We start from the raw sequence: 19,540 nt of genomic DNA, 5'->3' as shown, positions 1-19,540 counted from the left end.
CCGCGGATGCGACGCGGGCGTCCCCGAGGACCTGCTACGCCTCGGGGGCGTCCGCGATCTCGGCGTGCCGCTGGATCCAGGCGTGCATGGCGATCGCCGCCGCCGCGCCCGCGTTGATGGAGCGGGTCGAGCCGAACTGGGCGATCGAGCACGTCATCGCGGCGTGCTTCCGGGCCTCCTCGGTGAGGCCCGGCCCCTCCTGCCCGAACAGCAGCACACAGCGCCGCGGCAGCACGGTCCGTTCCAGCGGCACCGCGCCCGGCAGGTTGTCGATCCCGATGATCGGCAGGTCCTCCGCCAGGGCCCAGGCCGTCAGCGACTCGGTGTCCGGGTGGTGGCGGACGTGCTGGTACCGGTCGGTGACCATCGCCCCGCGCCGGTTCCAGCGACGCCGGCCCACGATGTGGATCTCCTTCGCCAGGAACGCGTTCGCGGTGCGCACCACCGAGCCGATGTTGAAGTCATGGCCCCAGTTCTCCACCGCCACGTGGAAGTCGTGCCGCCGGGTGTCCAGGTCGGCGACGATCGCCTCCCGCGTCCAGTACCGGTACCCGTCCACGACGTTGCGCCGGTCGCCGCCGGCCAGCAGCTCCGGGTCGTACCGCTCGCCCCGCGGCCAGGGCTCCGGGTGCGGCCCGACGCCGACCTCGGTCCCGTACCCGTCGTCGTACTGCAGGGGCTCGGCCGGCGAGGTCTCGTCGGGACTGCTCGGCTGTTCGGCGGTGCTGGTGGTCACCCGACGAGGGTACGGGCAGGGGACTCCGCCCCGGCGTCCCGCGGCCCGGGCACCGTGCCCCGGCCCAGCCGCACCAGCGCCCGGTCCCGGCCGCGCGCGGCCCGCGCGCCCAGCCACACCAGGAACGCCGTCGGCAGGAAGACAGCGTCGGCGGCGATCATCGCCATGGAGAAGAACGGCAGCCCGAGCAGCACGGCTATGCCCGCGTGCTCCAGCATCATCGCGGCCAGCAGGACGTTCTTGACCTTGCGGTTGAACAGCGTGAACGGGAACGCGACCTGCACCAGGACCGTTCCGTAGGTGAGCAGCATCACCACCACGCCGCCCGACGCCAGCAGGTCCGAGAGCGCCGGCCAGGGCGAGAAGTAGTCCAGCTTGAGGGGGTAGTACAGGGCGGTGCCGTCCTGCCAGCGCGAGCCCTGGATCTTGTACCAGCCGGCCGTGGCGTAGATCAGGCAGACCTCCGCCATGATCACCAGCAGCGCGCCGTTGTGCACGAGGTTGGCCATCACCTCGAGCAGCGTGCGCGGCTCGCCGGGGGCGTACCGGCAGACCACCCACCACAGCGCCTGGCCCAGCCAGAGCAGCCAGAGCAGCGTCAGGAACCAGGTCTCGCCGGTCCGGTCGGAGAAGTACGTGGCCGCCAGCACGAAGCCGCCGAGCACCGTCCACAGCAGCGGTCCGACGACGTCCCGGCGCTCCGGGCGGTCGGCCTCGCGGGCGGCCCGCGAGGCCCGGCGGGCGTCGAGGGACCAGACCTGCCCGCAGCGGGTCAGGACGAGATAGAGCGCCATGATGTGGATGACGTTGTCGCCGCCGTCGCCCATGAAGATGGAGCGATTCTGCAGCGACAGCACCCCGGCCATGAAGACCGCGGACATGGCGCGGGTACGCCAGCCGACCAGCAGCAGGGCGCTGGACAGCACGGCGAGCGCGTAGACGAGCTCGAACCAGAGGCGCCCGTCGGACCACATCAGGGCCGTGAAGGAGCCGTTGTCGGCGATCAGCCGGCGGCCCATGTCCCAGGCCCAGGGGCCGTCCGGGCCGTAGAGCTCGTGGCGGTGCGGCAGCTCGCGCAGCAGGAACAGCAGCCAGGTCAGCGAGAAGCCGATGCGGACGATCGCGGTCTGGTACGGGCCGAGGGCGCTGCCCGTGACGCGCTGGACGGCGCGGGCGAGCCGGCGGTCGAGCGGCTCGCGGCGAGCGGGAGCCGGGCCGGGAGCGGGCGCCGGGGCGGGGGTGGCGTGCAGACCGGTCATCGGGCGGCCTCCGTCCCGGTACGGTCCTGGCCCGCGCCGGCGGGCCGATCGGCGGCTGTCACCGTCCACCACGGCAGGGTGCGGTACTCGGTGGGGCGGCTGCCCTTCTCGGTGCTCCACGGGGGTCTGGCGACCCAGCGGGTCTCAGAGCGCACCTGGATCCGCTCGACGCGGCCGCCGACGCGGTCCTCGTCGAGGCGGAGCATCACCATGCGGCGAACGTACTGCTCGGAGAGCCGGCCGCGCATGCCGTTGGGCACGTTGTCGGCGTTGTGGGAGTTCACGAAGAAGTCCCAGCCGCGGCGCAGCTCGTTCTGGAAGGCGTGGCTGGGCAGCGGGTTCCCGCGTATCTGCTCGGCGTCCTGGGCGGACAGGTCGATCCAGCCGGTGGTGCGCCGCCCGCCGTCGGCGCTCGCGACGACGGCGCGGACCTGGACGGCGATGTTGGTCTGCAGCGGGTTGGGGGCGAACAGCTTCCAGTTCTGCTCGAACTCGGGGTAGACCCAGTCGTCCACCGCCTCGCCGTTCTGCTTGGTCAGCGTGTTCGCCGGCGCGACGTGCAGGAACACCATCGATATGTGCCAGCAGGCGAGGACCGCGACCACGGCGAGGGTCACGGCGGCCACGACCTGGTACGGCAGGGACAGAGCGGCGATGCCGCCGCGGGAGCCGGCGTCGCGCCCGCCCGCGTCGTCGTACGAGTCCATCCCCGCCCCGATCCCGATCGGCCCCGTCATCCACAGGTCAGTCATCCACAGGGTTGACACCTTACGGGCCGCCGACCCACCATTGAAGTCATTCAACCGAACGATCGGTCGGTAGGGGATCCGATGACCACAGGGACGTCAGCGACAGAAGTGACCGTGGACGCGTCCGTCCTCGAGGCGGTGTTCGACGCCGCCGTCGCGGCCGACGAACGCATCGAGCCGCGGGACTGGATGCCGGACGCCTACCGGGCCACACTCGTCCGCCAGATAGCGCAACACGCACACTCCGAGATCATCGGCATGCAGCCGGAGGCCAACTGGATCACCCGCGCCCCCTCGCTGCGGCGCAAGGCCATCCTGATGGCCAAGGTGCAGGACGAGGCGGGCCACGGGCTGTACCTGTACAGCGCTGCCGAGACTCTCGGCACCGGCCGGGACGAGCTGCTCGACAAGCTGCACGCCGGCCGCCAGAAGTACTCCTCGATCTTCAACTACCCCACGCTGACCTGGGCCGACGTCGGCGCCATCGGCTGGCTCGTGGACGGCGCGGCGATCACCAACCAGGTCCCGCTGTGCCGCTGCTCGTACGGGCCGTACGCCCGCGCCATGGTCCGGATCTGCAAGGAGGAGTCCTTCCACCAGCGCCAGGGCTACGAGTCCCTGCTCGCGCTGTCCCAGGGCACCCCTGAGCAGCACGCCATGGCACAGGACGCGGTGGACCGCTGGTGGTGGCCCTCACTGATGATGTTCGGCCCGCCGGACGACGAGTCGTCCCACTCCGCCCAGTCCATGGCCTGGAAGATCAAGCGGCACTCCAACGACGAACTGCGCCAGCGGTTCGTCGACATCGCCGCCCCGCAGGCCGAGGCCCTCGGCCTGACCCTCCCCGACCCCGACCTGCGGTGGAACGAGGAGCGCGGGCACTACGACTTCGGCGCGATCGACTGGACGGAGTTCTGGGAGGTCCTCAAGGGCAACGGCCCCTGCAACGAGCAGCGGCTGAGCAAGCGACGCCAGGCGCACGAGGACGGCGCCTGGGTCAGAGAAGCAGCGGCGGCATACGCCGGGAAGCACGGGGAGGCGCAGCGATGAGCACCGACGGATGGCCGCTGTGGGAGGTGTTCGTGCGTTCGCGCCGCGGACTGTCCCACACGCACGCCGGCAGCCTGCACGCGCCCGACGCCGAGATGGCCCTCCGCAACGCCCGGGACCTGTACACCCGGCGCAACGAGGGCGTGTCGATCTGGGTGGTCCCGTCCGCCGCGATCACCGCCTCCTCGCCCGACGAGCGCGACCCGTTCTTCGAGCCCTCGGCCGACAAGCCCTACCGGCACCCCACCTTCTACGAGATCCCGGACGGGGTGAAGCACCTGTGAGCGCCGAGACCCCCGTGACCTCCCTGCCGGCCGCGGCCGCGCTGGCGCTCGGCGACGACGCCCTGATCCTCTCCCACCGGCTGGGGGAGTGGGCCGGCAGCGCACCCGTCCTCGAGGAGGACGTCGCGCTCGCCAACATCGCGCTCGACCTGCTCGGCCAGGCCCGCGTCCTGCTCTCCCTCGTCGGCGACGAGGACGAACTGGCCTACCTCCGCGAGGAGCGCGCCTTCCGCAACGTGCAGCTGGTCGAGCAGCCCAACGGCGACTTCGCGCACACCATCGCCCGGCAGCTGTACTTCTCGACCTACCAGCGCCTGCTGTACGCGGAGCTGGCCGCCGGGGACGGCCCGCTGGCCGGCCTCGCCGCCAAGGCCGTCAAGGAGGTCGCCTACCACCAGGACCACGCCGAGCACTGGACGCTCCGGCTCGGCGACGGCACCGAGGAGAGCCACACCCGGATGCAGCGCGCCGTGGACGCCCTGTGGCGCTACACCGGCGAGCCGTTCCAGCCCGTCGAGGGCCTGGACCTCGACCGGGAGGCCATGGACGCCGCCTGGCTGGAGTCCGTCACCGGCGTGCTGCGCCGCGCCACGCTGACCGTGCCCGAGGGCCCGCGGCTCGGCGCCTGGAGCGCCGGCGCCGGCCGCCAGGGCCTGCACACCGAATCCTTCGGCCGGATGCTCGCCGAGATGCAGCACCTGCACCGCAGCCACCCGGGGGCGACATGGTGACCATGACCGCGCTCGAGGAGGAACTGAGCCGCATAGCCGGCGCCGTTCCCGACCCCGAACTGCCCGTGCTCAGCCTGGCGGAACTCGGCGTACTGCGCGGCGTGCACTACGTCGGACCCGGCAGCGTCGAGGTCGAGCTCACCCCCACGTACACCGGCTGCCCGGCGATCGAGGCGATGTCCACCGACATCGAGCGCGCCCTGCACGACCACGGCGTACCCGAGGTCTCCGTGAAGACCGTCCTGTCCCCCGCGTGGTCCACGGACGACATCACCGAGGAGGGCCGGCGCAAGCTCGCCGAGTTCGGCATCGCCCCGCCCCGCACCCAGTCGGCGACGGCCGGCGGCCCCGTGACGCTGACGCTGGCGATCCGCTGCCCGCACTGCGGCTCCACCGACACCGAGCTGCTCAGCCGCTTCTCCTCCACCGCGTGCAAGGCCCTGCGCCGCTGCGTGGCCTGCCGCGAACCGTTCGACCACTTCAAGGAGTTGTAGATGCAGACCTCACGCTCCGGACGGGCTGAGTTCCATCCGCTCCGGGTGAGCGCGGTCGAGCGGCTCACGGACGACGCGGTGGCCGTGACCTTCGCGGTCCCGCCCGAGCTGCACGACGCCTACCGCCACGCCCCCGGCCAGCACCTCGCCCTGCGGCGCAGTGCCCGCACCGGCGAGGAGATCCGGCGCACGTACTCGATCTGCGCCCCGGCGGCCCGGCCCGGCGAGGCGCCGGTGCTGCGGGTGGGCATCCGGCTCGTGGACGGCGGCGAGTTCTCCACGTACGCGCTCAAGGAACTGGCCGTGGGCGACACCGTCGAGGTCATGGAGCCGATGGGCCGCTTCGTCCTCGAACCGCGGCCCGGGCACTTCGCGGCCGTGGTCGGCGGCAGCGGCATCACGCCCGTGCTGTCCATCGCGGCCACCCTCCTCGAGCGGGAGCCCGAGGCCCGGTTCTGCCTCATACGGAGCGACCGCACGGCGGCGTCCACGATGTTCCTCGACGAGGTCGCGGACCTGAAGGACCGCTTCCCCGACCGCTTCCAGCTGGTCACCGCGCTGTCCCGGGAGGAACAGCAGGCGGGCCTGCCGTCCGGCCGGCTCGACGAGGAACGGCTCACCGCACTGCTGCCCGCGCTGCTGCCGGTCGACGAGATCGCGGGCTGGTTCCTGTGCGGACCGTTCGGCCTGGTGCAGGGCGCGGAGCGCGCGCTGCACGGGCTCGGCGTGCCGCGCGGCCGGGTCCACCAGGAGATCTTCCACGTCGACGACGGCTCCGCGCCGCGGCCCGCCCCCATGGCCGGCGCGCCCGTGCACGCGACCCTCACCGCGACGCTGCACGGCCGGTCGGGCAACTGGCCGGTGCAGGAGGGCGAGACGCTGCTCGACACGGTGCTCCGCTCCCGCGCCGACGCCCCGTACGCCTGCAAGGGCGGAGTGTGCGGCACCTGCCGGGCGTTCCTCGTCCAGGGCGAGGTGCGGATGGACCGGAACTTCGCGCTGGAACCGGAGGAGACCGACGCCGGCTACGTACTGGCCTGCCAGTCCCATCCGGCCACGTCGGAGGTGGAGCTCGACTTCGACCGCTGAGCCTGCGGCCATTCCCTTCCCCTAGAACCTGTTCTATCTTGACGCTCCGTCAGTGCGCGTCAGGACGGCAACAGGAGGGCAGGGCTGTGGACTTCACCTTCACCGAGGAGCAGCAGGCGGCCGCCGAGGCGGCCCGGGGCGTCTTCGCCGACGTCCCGCCCGACGGCGTACCCAGCCCGGCACTCACCCCCGGCGCGGTCGCCGCAGAGTTCGACCGGCCGCTGTGGGCCCGGCTCGCCGACGCCGACCTGCTCGGACTCGTCCTCGACCCGCGGCACGGCGGCGCCGGCCTCGACCCGCTGGCGCTCTGCCTCGTCCTGCGCGAGTCCGCCCGGGTCCTGGCCCGCGTCCCGCTCCTGGAGCACTGCGCCGTCGCGATGACGATCGAGCAGTACGGCAGCCCCGCCCTCGCCGACGCCCTGCTGCCCGGCGCCGGCCGCGGCACGCCCGTCCTCACCGCCGGCGCACACGGCCGCACCGGCCACGACCCCGCCGAACTCGCCGCCACCGCCCGCCGCGACGGCGACTCCTGGATCGTCGACGGCCTCCACTCCCACGTCCCCTGGGCCCACTCCGCGGACCTCGTCGCGCTGCCCGCGCACACCCCCGACGGCCGCGCCGTCATCGCCCTGGTCCCCCGCGGCCACGAGGGCCTGACGCTGGCCGAGCAGTACTCCACCAGCGGCGAACTGCTCGCCGAGGCCCGCCTCGACGCGGTACGCCTCGACGTCGACCGGGTCATCGACGCCGACGGCGCCTGGGACCGGCTCCGCGACGTCCTCGCCACCGGCACCTGCGCGCTCGCCCTCGGACTGGGCGAGCGCGTCCTCGCGATGACCGGCGAGTACACCGGCAAGCGGGAACAGTTCGGCTTCCCCGTCGCCACCTTCCAGGCCGTCGCCGTACAGGCCGCGGACCGCTACATCGACCTGCGCGCCATGGAGGTCACCCTCTGGCAGGCCGCCTGGCGGCTCGGCAGCGGCGCCGGCGGGCCACTGCCCGTCGCCGGGGACATCGCGGTGGCGAAGATCTGGGCCTCGGACGGAGTGCGCCGGGTCGTCCAGACCGCGCAGCACCTCCACGGCGGCTTCGGCGCCGACACCGACTATCCGCTGCACCGCTACCACGCCTGGGCCAAGCACCTGGAACTCTCCCTCGGCCCGGCGGCCGCGCACGAGGAGACCCTGGGCGACCTGCTGGCCGCCCACCCGCTGGCCTGACGCCTACAGCACGTACGCGGCGGCGCCGCCCTCGCTGACCATCGGGCGGCCCGCGCCGTCCCAGGCGTACATGCCTCCGTCGACGTTGACCGCGTCGATGCCCTGCTGCACCAGGTACTGGGTGACCTGGGCCGAACGCCCGCCGACCTTGCACATCACGTACGCGCGGCGGCCGTCGGCCACCGCCTCGGTCACCTCGCCGAAGCGCGCGACGAAGTCGCTCATCGGCACGTGCAGCGCGCCCTCGACGTGGCCGGCCGCCCACTCGTCGTCCTCACGGACGTCGACCACGAGGGCGTCCGCCGGAACGGAGGTGGCGTCCACCGAGGGAAGCGGGGCGAAGTTCATGGGTCAGGCCTTCTCTCGTTCTCCGGGGATACCGAAAACCTACTGCACCGGGCCGGTCAGCGCGGAGAGCTCCGCCTCGCGCTCGGCGACCTGGGCGAGCAGCTGCTCGGCGATCTCCTCCAGCAGCCGGTCCGGGTCCTCCGGGGCCATCTTGAGCATCTGACCGATGGCGCTGTCCTCCAGGTCCCGGGCGACCACGGTCAGCAGCTCCTTGCGGCGCGAGAGCCACTCGAGCCGCGCGTACAGCTCCTCGCTGTCGTCGACCTGCTCGCGCTCCGGCGCGGGCCCGGCCGCCCATTCCTCCGCCAGCTCCTGCAGCAGGGCGGCGTCGCCGCGCCCGTAGGCGGCGTTGACCCGGGTGATGAACTCCTCGCGGCGGACCCGCTCGGTCTCGTCGCGGGCGAGGTCGGGGTGGGCCTTGCGGGCGAGCTCGCGGTACAGCTTGCGGGCCTCCTCCCCGGGCCGCACCCGCTTCGGCTGCTGCACGGCCCGGCCGGTGAGCATGGCCGCAGCCTCGGCGGACAGGCCGTCGGAGTCCAGCCAGTCGTGGAACAGCTCCTCGACCCCGGGCATCGGCATGACCGCCGCCCGCGCCTCCCGCGCCTTGCGCAGGTCCTCCGGGTCACCGCTGCGCTCGGCCCGCGCCTCGGCGATCAGCGCGTCCAGCTCGTCGAGCCGGGTGTACATCGGGCCCAGCTTCTGGTGATGGAGCCGGGAGAAGTTCTCGACCTCGACCTTGAAGCTCTCGACCGCGATCTCGAACTCGATCAGCGCCTGCTCGGCGGCCCGCACGGCCCGCTCCAGCCGCGCCTCGGGCCGCTCCTCGTTCACACCGCTCACGTTCCCGCCATCACTCACCAGCACGACACCCCCACCCTACGGCCGCAGCGAGGGGGAGGGGCCCCTCCCCCTCCCCTCCCCACCCACCCCGCCCCCGTCGTTCAAACCCCCAGCTCGGCCGCCAGGCGGCCGGTGCGGACGGCCGTGAGGAGGTCGGCGTGGTCGGCCTCCGTGCGGTCGGCGTAGGCGACCGCGAAGGACGCGACGGCGTCGTCGAACTCCTCGTTCTTGCCGCAGTAGCCCGCGAGCAGCCGCGGGTCGGCACTGTGGGCGTGCGCGCGGGCCAGCAGCGCGCCGGTCATGCGGCCGTAGTCGTCCATCTGGTCCGCGGCGAGCGCCGCCGGATCCACGCTGCCCTTCCGGTTCCGGAACTGCCGCACCTGGTACGGCCGGCCCTCGACCGTCGTCCAGCCGAGCAGGATGTCGCTCACCACCTGCATCCGCTTCTGTCCGAGCACCACGCGCCGCCCCTCGTGACCGGCCTGCGCGGCGTCGAAACCGACGGCGGGCAGGTACGGCAGCAGCGCCGACGGCCGCGCCTCCTTCACCTGCAGCACCAGCGGCTCGCCCCGGTGGTCGAGCAGCAGCACCACGTACGAGCGCGTGCCCACGCTGCCGGTGCCGACGACCCGGAACGCCACGTCGTGGATCGCGTACCGGGCGAGCAGCGGCAGCCGGTCCTCGGACACGGTCTCCAGGTACGCGCCGAGCGAGGCGGCGACCGCCGCCGCCTCCGCGTCGGACACCCGCCGCAGCACCGGCGGGGCGTCGACGAAGCGCCGGCCCGTCGTGCCGTCGGCGTCCGTCACCGCCTCCGTCGACTTCGCGGCGAAGCGGGCGCTGGTGTTGTTCCGCGCCTTCTCCGACACCCGCTCCAGCGTGCCCAGCAGGTCCCGCGCGTCGGTGTGCGAGACCAGTTCCTCGTCGGCGATCGCGTTCCAGGCGTCGAACGCCGGGAGCTTCGCGAGGAGCCGCATCGTCCGCCGGTACGCGCCCACCGCGTCGAACGCCGCCGCCCGGCACATGTCCTCGGTCGCCCCCGCCTCGCGCCCGGCGAGGACGAGCGAGGCGGCGAGCCGCTTGACGTCCCACTCCCACGGCCCGACGACCGTCTCGTCGAAGTCGTTGAGGTCGATGACCAGCCGGCCCCGAGCATCGCCGTACAGACCGAAGTTGGCCGCGTGCGCGTCGCCGCATATCTGCGTAGGTATGCCGGTCACCGGCGAGCCGGCCAGGTCGTGGGCCATCAGTCCGGCGCTGCCGCGCAGGAAGGCGAACGGGGTGGCGGCCATCCGGCCGACGCGTATCGGCGCCAGCTCCGGCACCCGGCCCCGGCTGGACTCCTCGACCGCCCGCACCGCGTCCGGCCGGTCGTCGCCGAGCACCAACTCCGCGTGCGCGGACCGGGGCACCCGCTCCCGCAGCCGCCTGCCCCGCTCCTTCGGGGAGTCCGCCGCCCCCGCCGCCGCCCGGCGTGCGAACCCCGGCACGATCGGAACGCGCCCGTCGCCCCCGGCACTTCGCTGCTCCGGCACCGCCACCCGGACCTCGCCCATCGGACGCCCTCCCCGCACTCGTACCGTGTCGCGCGACCGGGCCGCGCAACATCAACTGCGAAGACGGTACCGGCGCCGCCGATCAGCCGTCTGCCCCTGTGGACAGCGCGTTCGTTGTGGACAACTCCGTCACTCACACGGCGACGGACTGCACGGGTTCCTCCTTAATTTCTGAACACTGTCCCCCTAAGCCCCTTCGAGCCCCGCGTCCCGTGCCAGCAGCGCCGCCTGCACCCGGTTCTCGCAGCCGAGCTTCGCCAGGATCCGGCTGACGTACGTCTTCACCGTGCCCTCGCTCATGTGCAGCCGCCGGCCCGCCTCCGCGTTGGACAGCCCCTCGCCGAGCAGCGCGAGCACCGCCCGCTCCCGTTCGCTCAGCGCCTCGACGCGGGCCCGCGCCTCCTCGGCCCGTGCCGCCTCCCGGCCGGACGCCAGCCGGTCCACCACATGACGAGTCGCCGCCGGGGAGAGGTAGGCGTCCCCCGCCGCCGTCGCCCGCACCGCCCGGATCAGCTCGGCCGGCGCGGTGTCCTTCAGCAGGAAGCCGACGCTGCCGTGCTCCAGCGCGCGCAGCACGTTGTCCCGCTCGCCGAAGGTGGTCAGCACGACCACACGGGCCGACGGCGCGGCCCGCCGCAGCTCGGGCAGGGCTGCGAGCCCGTCGAGTACCGGCATCTGGATGTCCAGCAGGACCACGTCCGCAACGTGCGCCCGGGCCGCCTCGACCGCCTCCCGGCCGTTCGCCGCCTCGGCGACCACCTCGATCTCCGGGTCGGAGGTGAGGATCATCCGGATCCCTGCCCTGATCAGCGGCTCGTCGTCGGCGACCACGACCCTGATGCGCCGCCCCGTCACGGCGCCCCCCTTCTCTGCGACCCCTCGGCGTCCCGGCTGCTATCGCCTGACGTCGTACGCCTTCTTCTCGATCAGCTTGCCGTCCTTGAAGCAGAACCGGAAAACCGGTTCGGTCTCGACGGTCACGTCCTCCGGTACCTCCGAGGACATCAGGACCAGGCACGTGGAACCCTCGGGCTCCTTCGGTCCCTTGCCGTGCAGCCCCGACGTCACGACCGTGTCGCCGCTGGGCAGCCGGTCGCGGACGTCCTTCTCCGCCGTGCCCACCGATATCCGCTCGTACTCCGCCGGGTCGATCATCGCCTTGTCCACCGCCCGCACGAGATAGAAGGCCCCGAACCCGACCGCCAGCACCAGGAGCACCATCGCCGCTGCCGCGATGCCGCAGCCCAGCGCCACCCCGCTGCCCCTGCTCCTCGTCCCGCTCCCGCCCTCGCGCAGCGCCATCGCCAACTCCCGTTCCGTGAGGCTCAGGTCGGACAACGGGTCCGACCTCCAGTCCATGACGGGTTCAGCGTCGCGCCGTGGAAGGCTCGTCGACTGCTGCCGGAAGTCGTCGGCCGCATCAACCAAAGGCGCGGCCTGCGGCGCGGATTCGCCCCCGCCGCCGTACGGCAGGACGCCCGCGACCCGGAAGCCGCCGCCGTCGACCGGGCCCGCGTGCACCATCCCGCCGACCAGCCGGGCCCGTTCGTGCAGGCCGGTCAGCCCCTGGCCCCCGCTGACCGCGTCCCCGGCCGGCCGTGCCGGGGCCGCGTTGACGACCTCGACGACGAAGGCGTCCGGCTCGTACCGCAGCTCCACGCCGATCGCCGCGCCCGGTGCGTGCTTGTACGCGTTCGTCAATGCCTCCTGAACGATCCGGTACGCCGCGTGGTCCGCCGCCGCCATCAGCGGCGGCCCATCGCCGGTCCGCTTCAGCCCGACCGTCTTCCCCGCTGCCCTGCCGGCCTCCACCAGCGCCTCGATGCCGGCAGTCCCGCGCCGCGACTCGTCCACCGCGCCGGCCCCGCCCGGACCGGCGTCCACCGGCGCCTCGATCCCGTCGCGCAGGATGCCGACGACCTCGCGCAGTTCGTGCATCGCCGTCACCGACGCGTTCCGCAGCACACTCACCGCCTCGCGCTGGCGGCCGGTCAGCTCCCGGTCCACCTCCAGGGCGCCGGTGTGCACGGAGATCAGCGCCAGCTGGTGCCCGAGGCTGTCGTGCATGTCCTGCGCGATCCGCTGCCGCTCCCGCAGCCTGGCCTGCAGCACGATCATCGACCGCTCCCGCAGCAGCCGCCGGTTGCGGTCCTGCAGTGCGTGCAGCAGCGTCCGCCGTTGTATCCAGTACCGGTGGGCCAGGCCCGGGACGACCGTGGTCGCCAGGAAGTAGATCGTGTTCACGAACGCCAGCCGCAGCGCGCTGTGCCAGTCCCAGGCGTCCAGCAGCATCGTCGTCGCGTACAGCACGTACGCGCCCGTGAACGCGCCCAGCGCCCGCCCCGCGTCGGCGATGTGGCGGCCCGCCGACCAGCCGACCAGCATGAGAAGCACCACATATCCGGGCAACAGCGGCGCGAGGGCGCCCGTGACGACGAGCACAGTGGCGGGGAACCTGCGGCGCAGCAGCGACAGCACCGTGGCGCTCGCCGCCACGGCCGCGGGCCACCAGCCGTCCCGGCCGAGGAGTTCTTCCGTGCCGGCCGCGAGCACCGCCATCAGCAGCGCGAGGACGGCCTCCCCCGCGGTCCGCCGCCGGGTCCACCGCTCCGGGCCCGCGAGCCACCGCCAGGCGTCGGCCGCCCCACCCCTGATCTTCGTCGACGCTTCCACGCCCGCAATCTAGGCAACCCGGCGCCCCGGCCGCGTCCCACTTCCGTCCCGCCCCACCACGACGAACGTCTCGACCCGCCACGCCCGCTGGCGACGCACAACCCATGCCCATGACCCACGACACCAGCTGCGGCATGACCCACGACACCACATGACCCGCGACACAGCACCGCACAACGCAGAAGCCCCGTAGGTCTTTCGACCTACGGGGCTTCCGTCTGGTGCGCGAGGGGGGAGTTGAACCCCCACGCCCTTGCGGGCACTGGAACCTGAATCCAGCGCGTCTGCCTATTCCGCCACCCGCGCATTGGGTGTGTCTCCTGCGCTTCCCGGTTTTTTCGGCCGGTCTGCCTGGCGACATCTGAAGATTAGCACGTCGGCGACCGTGGATTCACATCCGTTTGTTTGGACCCCGTCTCCGGCGAACAGGACCAGCGTCAGGAGGGGCTGCGGGACACTGTCCTGAGGCCGCCTCTACGATCCGTGTGAGAGGTGACACTCGTCCACAGGGCAGAGAAGGGGAACCAGCCGATTTCCCGACGCGTGGATACGATCAGTAAGCAGTACCAGGACGGCAACGACGGAGGAGGTGCCCCATGGGAGTCCTGAAGCGGTTCGAGCAGCGACTCGAAGGTCTCGTCAACGGCACCTTCGCCAAGGTGTTCAAGTCCGAGGTCCAGCCCGTCGAGATCGCCGGCGCCCTCCAGCGCGAGTGCGACAACAACGCGACGATCTGGAACCGCGAGCGGACGGTCGTCCCCAACGACTTCATCGTGGAGCTGAGCGCGCCCGACTACGAGCGCCTCAGCCCGTACTCCGGTCAGCTCGGCGACGAGCTCTCCGGCCTGGTCCGCGACTACGCCAAGCAGCAGCGGTACACCTTCATGGGCCCCATCAAGGTCCACCTGGAGAAGGCCGAGGATCTCGACACCGGCCTGTACCGGGTGCGTAGCCGTACCCTTGCTTCCAGCACCTCGCAGGCGCCCGGCGGTCCGGGCCAAGGCCAGGCGCCGCAGGGTCAGCAGCCCGCGCGCCCCGGCTACGGCTACCCGCCGGCGGGCGCACCGCCGATGCCGGCCGGTCCGCCGCCCGGCGGTCGTCCGGCCGGTCCCGGTCCGGGCCCCCTGCCCGGGGCGCAGGTGCGCCGCTGGATCGAGATCAACGGCACCCGCCACCAGATCTCCCGTCCGACGATGGTGCTGGGCCGCAGCACCGACGCCGACGTGCGGATCGACGACCCCGGTGTATCCCGCCGGCACTGCGAGATCCGGACCGGAACGCCCTCGACGATCCAGGATCTCGGATCCACGAACGGCATCGTGGTAGACGGGCAGCACACCACCCGCGCTACGCTCCGCGACGGCTCGCGGATCGTCGTGGGCAGCACCACCATCGTTTACCGGCAAGCCGAAGGGTGAAGCGGGGGCAATGTCAGAGCTGACCCTCACGGTCATGCGGCTGGGTTTCCTGGCCGTACTGTGGCTGTTCGTGATCGTGGCCGTGCAGGTCATCCGCAGCGACCTGTTCGGCACACGTGTCACGCAGCGGGGCTCCCGCAGGGGAGAGGCACGGCCGCAGCAGGCCGCCGCCGCCAACCGCCAGGCCGCCGCGCCGCCGCCGCAGCGCAACCAGCAGGCGGGTGGCCGGCAGCGCCGTGGCGCCCCGACGAAGCTGGTGGTGTCCGAGGGCACGCTGACCGGCACCACCGTCGCGCTGCAGGGCCAGACCATCACGCTGGGCCGTGCGCACGACTCCACGATCGTGCTGGACGACGACTACGCCTCCAGCAGGCACGCCAGGATCTACCCGGACCGGGACGGTCAGTGGATCGTCGAGGACCTCGGGTCCACCAACGGCACGTATCTCGACCGGACCCGCCTCACCACTCCGACGCCGATTCCGCTGGGCGCGCCGATCCGCATCGGCAAGACCGTCATCGAGCTGCGGAAGTAGTGCTACATCATGAATAGGCGCGAGCGGAGCGAGCGGGACCGGCTCCCGACCGGAGGGTGGGCAGTGTGGCTCGAGACCGGCTGTACCCCGAGGCAGCAGCGACAGGGCAGGTCGGCATGACACTGTCACTGCGTTTCGCCGCGGGCTCGCACAAGGGCATGATCCGCGAGGGCAACGAGGACTCGGGCTACGCCGGGCCGCGGCTGCTCGCCATCGCCGACGGCATGGGCGGCCAGGCCGCCGGCGAGGTCGCCTCCTCCGAGGTGATCTCGACCCTCGTGCAGCTCGACGACGACATCCCCGGCTCCGACATCCTCACCTCGCTCGGCACCGCGGTGCAGCGCGCCAACGACCAGCTGCGCATGATGGTCGAGGAGGACCCGCAGCTGGAGGGCATGGGCACCACGCTCACCGCCCTGCTGTGGACCGGCCAGCGCCTCGGCCTGGTCCACGTCGGCGACTCGCGCGCCTATCTGCTGCGCGACGGCGTCCTCACCCAGATCACGCAGGACCACACCTGGGTGCAGCGGCTCGTCGACGAGGGCCGGATCACCGAGGAGGAGGCGACCACGCACCCGCAGCGCTCGCTCCTGATGCGCGCGCTCGGCAGCGGTGACCACGTCGAGCCCGACCTCTCCATCCGCGAGGTCCGGGCCGGCGACCGGTACATGGTCTGCTCCGACGGCCTGTCCGGCGTCGTGTCCCACCAGACGCTGGAGGACACCCTCGCCAGCTACCAGGGCCCGCAGGAGACCGTGCAGGAGCTGATCCAGCTCGCGCTGCGCGGCGGCGGCCCCGACAACATCACCTGCATCGTCGCCGACGTCCTCGACACCGACTCCGGCGACACCCTCGCCGGGCAGATCAGCGACACCCCGGTCGTCGTCGGCGCGGTCGCCGAGAACCAGGTGCAGCTCGGTGACGGCGGCGCCATGCAGACCCCGGCCGGCCGCGCCTCCGGCCTCGGCCGCCCGCAGGCCCCGCAGCCGCCCGCCGGGGGCTTCGGCCCGCCCGGCAGCGGCGACGGCCACTACGGCGGCATGCCGCCGCAGGGCTCGTTCGGCGCGTACACCGACGACGACTTCGCCAAGCCCCGCACGGGCCGCAAGTGGCTCAAGCGCTCCTTCCTGTTCGTCCTCACGCTGGGCGTGGTGGGCGGCGCGCTGTACGGGGGCTGGCGCTGGACCCAGACCCAGTACTACGTGGGCTCCAAGGACGAGCACGTGGCGCTGTACCGGGGCATCAGCCAGGACCTGGCCTGGGTGAAGCTCTCGGCGGTCGAGAAGGACCACCCCGAGATCGAACTCAAGTACCTGCCGCCCTACCAGCGGAAGCAGGTCGAGGAGACGATCGCGGGCGGCACCCTCGGCAAGGCCGAGACCAAGATCCAGCAGCTGGCGACGCAGGCCACGGCCTGCAAGAAGCAGGAGCAGCGCAAGGCCGCCGCCGACGGCGCGGCCGACAAGGCTCCGCCGCCCTCCAAGGGCACCGCCACCCCCGACTCCAAGCCCACCACAGCCGCTCCCTCCCCGGGCCCCACCCTCTCCGAGGAGGAGCAGAAGCTGGCCTCGAACTGCGGCAAGCAGTAACCGGCCCGTAGGGGGGCCTTCACCACCATGAGCGTTGTCACCAACACGACCACCATCGGCGCCATCGAGGCGCCGAGCCGCCGCAACACCGAACTGTGGCTGCTCGGCTTCGCCGTCGCCATCCCGGTGTTCGCCTATCTCAACGTCGGCCTGGCCATCGACGGCAAGGTGCCGTCCGGCATGTTCGGCTACGGCGCGGGCCTGACGCTGCTGGCGGGCGTGGCGCATCTCGTGGTGCGCAAGTGGGCGCCGTACGCGGACCCGCTGCTGCTGCCGCTGGCGACCCTGCTGAACGGCCTCGGCCTGGTGCTGATCTGGCGGCTGGACCAGTCGCCGCGGATCATCGCCCGGTACGACACGTTCACGCCGGACGCGCCGAAGCAGATGATGTACTCGGCGATCGGCATCGCGATGTTCGTCGGCGTGCTGATGCTGCTCAAGGACCACCGCGTCCTGCAGCGCTACACGTACATCTCGATGGCCGTGGCGCTCGTGCTGCTGCTGCTGCCGCTGGTGCCGGGCCTCGGCGCCGACGTCTTCGGCGCGAAGATCTGGATCAACATCGCCGGCTTCTCCATCCAGCCCGGTGAGTTCGCCAAACTCGTCCTGGCCGTGTTCTTCTCCGGCTATCTGATGGTGAAACGCGACGCACTGGCCTTGGCCAGCCGTCGCTTCATGGGCCTCTACCTGCCGCGTGGCCGCGACCTGGGCCCCATCCTGACCATCTGGGCGATCAGCCTGCTCATCCTGGTCTTCGAGAACGACCTCGGTACCTCGCTGCTGTTCTTCGGCATGTTCGTGATCATGCTGTACGTGGCCACCGAGCGGACCAGCTGGGTCGTCATGGGTCTGCTGATGTCCACCGCGGGCGCGGTCGTCGTCGGCTCGACCGCCAGCCACGTGCAGTCCCGTGTCGCCGCCTGGCTCGACCCCTTCGGCTGCCTGGAGACGGCCCCCGAGGGGTCCAACATGCTCGCCGCCTGCGATCAGATGACGCAGGTGCTCATGTCCTTCGGATCCGGCGGCATCCTCGGCACCGGCCTCGGCCAGGGCAACTCGGACCTGATCGGCTTCGCCGCCAACTCCGACTTCATCTTCGCCACCGTCGGCGAGGAGCTCGGCCTGGCCGGCGTGATGGCGTTCCTGCTGCTGTACGGCCTGATCATCGAGCGCGGTGTGCGCACCGCCCTGGCCGCCCGCGACCCCTTCGGCAAGCTGCTCGCGATGGGCCTGTCCGGCGCGTTCGCGCTGCAGATCTTCGTCGTCGCCGGCGGCGTCATGGGCCTGATCCCGCTGACCGGTATGACGATGCCGTTCCTCGCGTACGGCGGTTCCTCCGTGATCGCGAACTGGGCCCTGATCGGTGTGCTGATCCGTATCAGCGACACCGCGCGCCGCCCGGCGCCCGCCCCCGCCCCGTCCCCCGACGCCGAGATGACCCAGGTGGTCCGCCCGTGAACAAGCCCCTGCGCCGGGTCGCGATCTTCTGCGGCCTCCTGGTCCTCGCCCTGCTGATCCGCGACAACTGGCTCCAGTACGTCCGGGCCGACGAGCTGAACTCGCACACGAAGAACAAGCGGGTCACGATCGAGCGGTACGCCCACGAGCGCGGCAACATCATCGTGGACGGCAAGCCGATCACCGGCTCCGTCGACACCAAGGACCCGTACTACGCGTTCAAGCGCACGTACGTGAACGGCCCGATGTGGGCGCCCGTCACCGGGTACGCCTCCCAGGCCTTCGGTGCCACGCAGATCGAGTCGATCGAGGACGGCATCCTCACCGGCAACGACGACCGGCTGTTCTTCGACCGCACCCTGTCGATGTTCACGGGTGAGAAGAAGACCGGCGGCGACGTCATCACCACCCTGAACGGCGCCGCGCAGAAGGCCGCCTTCGAGGGCCTCGGCGACAAGAAGGGCTCGGTCGTCGCGATCGACCCGCAGACGGGCAAGATCCTGGCGCTGGCCTCCACGCCGTCGTACGACCCGTCCAGCTTCGCCGGCTACCACAACAAGGACGCCAAGGCCTGGCAGGCGCTGGAGAAGGACCCGGAGAAGCCGAAGCTGAACCGCGCCATCCGTGAGATCTACCCGCCCGGCTCCGTCTTCAAGGTCGTCACCGCCGCGGCCGCGCTGGAGAACGGCAAGGTCACGAACATCGACGCGGCGACGGACACCCCGGAGCCGTACAAGATCCCTCTCTCCACCAAGAACATGAAGAACCACGCCTCGGGCTGCGAGAACGCCAGCCTGAAGCGGGCTCTCGAGGTGTCCTGCAACTCGGTCTTCGCCAAGCTCGGCGACGACGTCGGCCGCGACAAGATGGTCGAGATGGCGGAGAAGTTCGGCTTCAACAAGGAGCAGTTCGTCCCGGTCCGCGCCGTGGCCTCCGTCTACAACAAGAACATGGACCGCGGCGGGAACGCGCTGTCGTCCATCGGTCAGTTCGACACCGCCACCACGCCGCTGCAGATGGCCATGGTCGCGGCCGCGGTCGCCAACGACGGCAAGCTGATGAAGCCGTACATGATCGACCAGCTGCGCGCCCCGAATGTGGACATTGTCACCCAGACCGAGCCGGAGGAGATGAGCCGTCCGGTCTCGGCGGAGAACGCGCAGCTGCTGCAGACGATGATGGAGAGCGTCGTCAGCGACGGCACCGGCTCCAAGGCGGATGTGAACATGGAGGGCGTGAAGGTCGGCGGCAAGACCGGCACCGCCCAGCACGGCGAGAAGAACAAGGCCCGCCCGTACGCGTGGTTCATCTCCTACGCCAAGACCGACCAGGGCTCCCCGGTCGCCGTCGCGGTCATCGTCGAGGACTCCGCCGGCACCAACCGCGAGGACATCAGCGGTGGCGGCCTGGCCGCCCCGATCGCCCGCGATGTGATGAAGGCGGTCCTGAAGAGCAGGGGCTGACCCGACCGGCCGGGCACAGTCGGATACCGGTCCTGTATCAGGTACTGG

General features: G+C 71.8%; 19 protein-coding genes and 1 tRNA gene. 11 read left to right on the top strand and 9 right to left on the bottom strand.

What is annotated here, in order from left to right; translation table 11 throughout:
- Window positions 1-34: 34 nt before the first annotated feature.
- Genes ABZO31_RS16905 through ABZO31_RS16895 form a run of 3 tightly spaced genes read right to left on the bottom strand, consistent with a single transcriptional unit; the run spans window position 35 to window position 2,702 of the window.
- On the bottom strand, window positions 35-736 hold the full coding sequence (locus ABZO31_RS16905) for a TrmH family RNA methyltransferase (protein ID WP_406862056.1): 702 nt from the start codon (window positions 734-736) through the stop codon (window positions 35-37).
- On the bottom strand, window positions 733-1,995 hold the full coding sequence (locus ABZO31_RS16900; protein ID WP_406862055.1) for an HTTM domain-containing protein: 1,263 nt from the start codon (window positions 1,993-1,995) through the stop codon (window positions 733-735). The genes ABZO31_RS16905 and ABZO31_RS16900 overlap by 4 nt, the downstream gene beginning before the upstream one ends.
- Window positions 1,992-2,702: a DUF5819 family protein gene (locus ABZO31_RS16895; RefSeq protein ID WP_406865376.1), complete on the bottom strand. Its 711-nt coding sequence runs from the start codon at window positions 2,700-2,702 to the stop codon at window positions 1,992-1,994. Before ABZO31_RS16895 ends, ABZO31_RS16900 begins: the two co-directional genes overlap by 4 nt.
- 123 nt (window positions 2,703-2,825) lie before the next feature.
- On the opposite strand from ABZO31_RS16895, the gene paaA reads away from it, so the two are divergent.
- The 6 genes from paaA to ABZO31_RS16865 all read left to right on the top strand — a co-directional run bounded on the left by paaA (window position 2,826) and on the right by ABZO31_RS16865 (window position 7,612).
- On the top strand, window positions 2,826-3,794 hold the full coding sequence (gene paaA / locus ABZO31_RS16890; protein ID WP_406862054.1) for a 1,2-phenylacetyl-CoA epoxidase subunit PaaA: 969 nt from the start codon (window positions 2,826-2,828) through the stop codon (window positions 3,792-3,794).
- On the top strand, window positions 3,791-4,078 hold the full coding sequence (gene paaB, locus ABZO31_RS16885; protein ID WP_406862053.1) for a 1,2-phenylacetyl-CoA epoxidase subunit PaaB: 288 nt from the start codon (window positions 3,791-3,793) through the stop codon (window positions 4,076-4,078). Before paaA ends, paaB begins: the two co-directional genes overlap by 4 nt.
- Window positions 4,075-4,809, top strand: coding sequence for a 1,2-phenylacetyl-CoA epoxidase subunit PaaC (gene paaC / locus ABZO31_RS16880; protein WP_406862052.1), 735 nt, complete (start codon window positions 4,075-4,077; stop codon window positions 4,807-4,809). Before paaB ends, paaC begins: the two co-directional genes overlap by 4 nt.
- Window positions 4,803-5,303: a 1,2-phenylacetyl-CoA epoxidase subunit PaaD gene (gene paaD, locus ABZO31_RS16875; RefSeq protein ID WP_406862051.1), complete on the top strand. Its 501-nt coding sequence runs from the start codon at window positions 4,803-4,805 to the stop codon at window positions 5,301-5,303. The genes paaC and paaD overlap by 7 nt, the downstream gene beginning before the upstream one ends.
- Window positions 5,304-6,392: a 2Fe-2S iron-sulfur cluster-binding protein gene (locus ABZO31_RS16870; protein WP_406862050.1), complete on the top strand. Its 1,089-nt coding sequence runs from the start codon at window positions 5,304-5,306 to the stop codon at window positions 6,390-6,392. It begins immediately after the preceding gene.
- A gap of 86 nt (window positions 6,393-6,478) precedes the next feature.
- Window positions 6,479-7,612: an acyl-CoA dehydrogenase family protein gene (locus ABZO31_RS16865; RefSeq protein ID WP_406862049.1), complete on the top strand. Its 1,134-nt coding sequence runs from the start codon at window positions 6,479-6,481 to the stop codon at window positions 7,610-7,612.
- A gap of 3 nt (window positions 7,613-7,615) precedes the next feature.
- Here ABZO31_RS16865 and ABZO31_RS16860 read toward each other — a convergent pair whose 3' ends face one another.
- The 6 genes from ABZO31_RS16860 to ABZO31_RS16835 form a co-directional block, all read right to left on the bottom strand.
- Window positions 7,616-7,960, bottom strand: a complete 345-nt coding sequence (locus ABZO31_RS16860) for a rhodanese-like domain-containing protein (RefSeq protein ID WP_406862048.1) — start codon at window positions 7,958-7,960, stop codon at window positions 7,616-7,618.
- 39 nt (window positions 7,961-7,999) lie between these two features.
- Window positions 8,000-8,800, bottom strand: coding sequence for a hypothetical protein (locus tag ABZO31_RS16855; protein ID WP_406862047.1), 801 nt, complete (start codon window positions 8,798-8,800; stop codon window positions 8,000-8,002).
- Window positions 8,801-8,901: 101 nt separating this feature from the next.
- On the bottom strand, window positions 8,902-10,356 hold the full coding sequence (locus ABZO31_RS16850; protein WP_406862046.1) for a DUF2252 domain-containing protein: 1,455 nt from the start codon (window positions 10,354-10,356) through the stop codon (window positions 8,902-8,904).
- Window positions 10,357-10,542: 186 nt separating this feature from the next.
- Window positions 10,543-11,211 (bottom strand): response regulator, encoded by a 669-nt coding sequence (locus ABZO31_RS16845; protein WP_406862045.1) that lies wholly within the window; start codon window positions 11,209-11,211, stop codon window positions 10,543-10,545.
- Window positions 11,212-11,250: 39 nt separating this feature from the next.
- Entirely contained in the window at window positions 11,251-13,029 is a 1,779-nt protein-coding gene (locus ABZO31_RS16840; RefSeq protein ID WP_406862044.1) for a sensor histidine kinase, read from the bottom strand.
- 219 nt (window positions 13,030-13,248) lie between these two features.
- Window positions 13,249-13,335 (bottom strand) — tRNA-Leu (locus ABZO31_RS16835).
- Between the two features lie 290 nt (window positions 13,336-13,625).
- Between ABZO31_RS16835 and ABZO31_RS16830 the strand changes: the two genes are divergently transcribed.
- From ABZO31_RS16830 to ABZO31_RS16810, 5 genes are all read left to right on the top strand, one after another.
- Window positions 13,626-14,447 (top strand): FhaA domain-containing protein, encoded by an 822-nt coding sequence (locus tag ABZO31_RS16830; protein WP_406862043.1) that lies wholly within the window; start codon window positions 13,626-13,628, stop codon window positions 14,445-14,447.
- A gap of 10 nt (window positions 14,448-14,457) precedes the next feature.
- The gene (locus tag ABZO31_RS16825; protein WP_406862042.1) at window positions 14,458-14,982 is read left to right on the top strand and encodes an FHA domain-containing protein FhaB/FipA; all 525 of its coding nucleotides are present in this window, start codon (window positions 14,458-14,460) and stop codon (window positions 14,980-14,982) included.
- A gap of 116 nt (window positions 14,983-15,098) precedes the next feature.
- Window positions 15,099-16,571, top strand: a complete 1,473-nt coding sequence (locus ABZO31_RS16820; protein WP_406862041.1) for a PP2C family protein-serine/threonine phosphatase — start codon at window positions 15,099-15,101, stop codon at window positions 16,569-16,571.
- 27 nt (window positions 16,572-16,598) lie between these two features.
- Window positions 16,599-18,029: an FtsW/RodA/SpoVE family cell cycle protein gene (locus ABZO31_RS16815; RefSeq protein WP_406862040.1), complete on the top strand. Its 1,431-nt coding sequence runs from the start codon at window positions 16,599-16,601 to the stop codon at window positions 18,027-18,029.
- On the top strand, window positions 18,026-19,492 hold the full coding sequence (locus ABZO31_RS16810; protein ID WP_406862039.1) for a peptidoglycan D,D-transpeptidase FtsI family protein: 1,467 nt from the start codon (window positions 18,026-18,028) through the stop codon (window positions 19,490-19,492). The genes ABZO31_RS16815 and ABZO31_RS16810 overlap by 4 nt, the downstream gene beginning before the upstream one ends.
- Window positions 19,493-19,540: the final 48 nt, after the last annotated feature.

Origin of the sequence: Streptomyces solicamelliae, assembly GCF_045348655.1 — a bacterium.
Taxonomy (GTDB): domain Bacteria; phylum Actinomycetota; class Actinomycetes; order Streptomycetales; family Streptomycetaceae; genus Streptomyces; species Streptomyces solicamelliae.
This window is presented reverse-complemented; position numbering and strand designations above follow the sequence as displayed.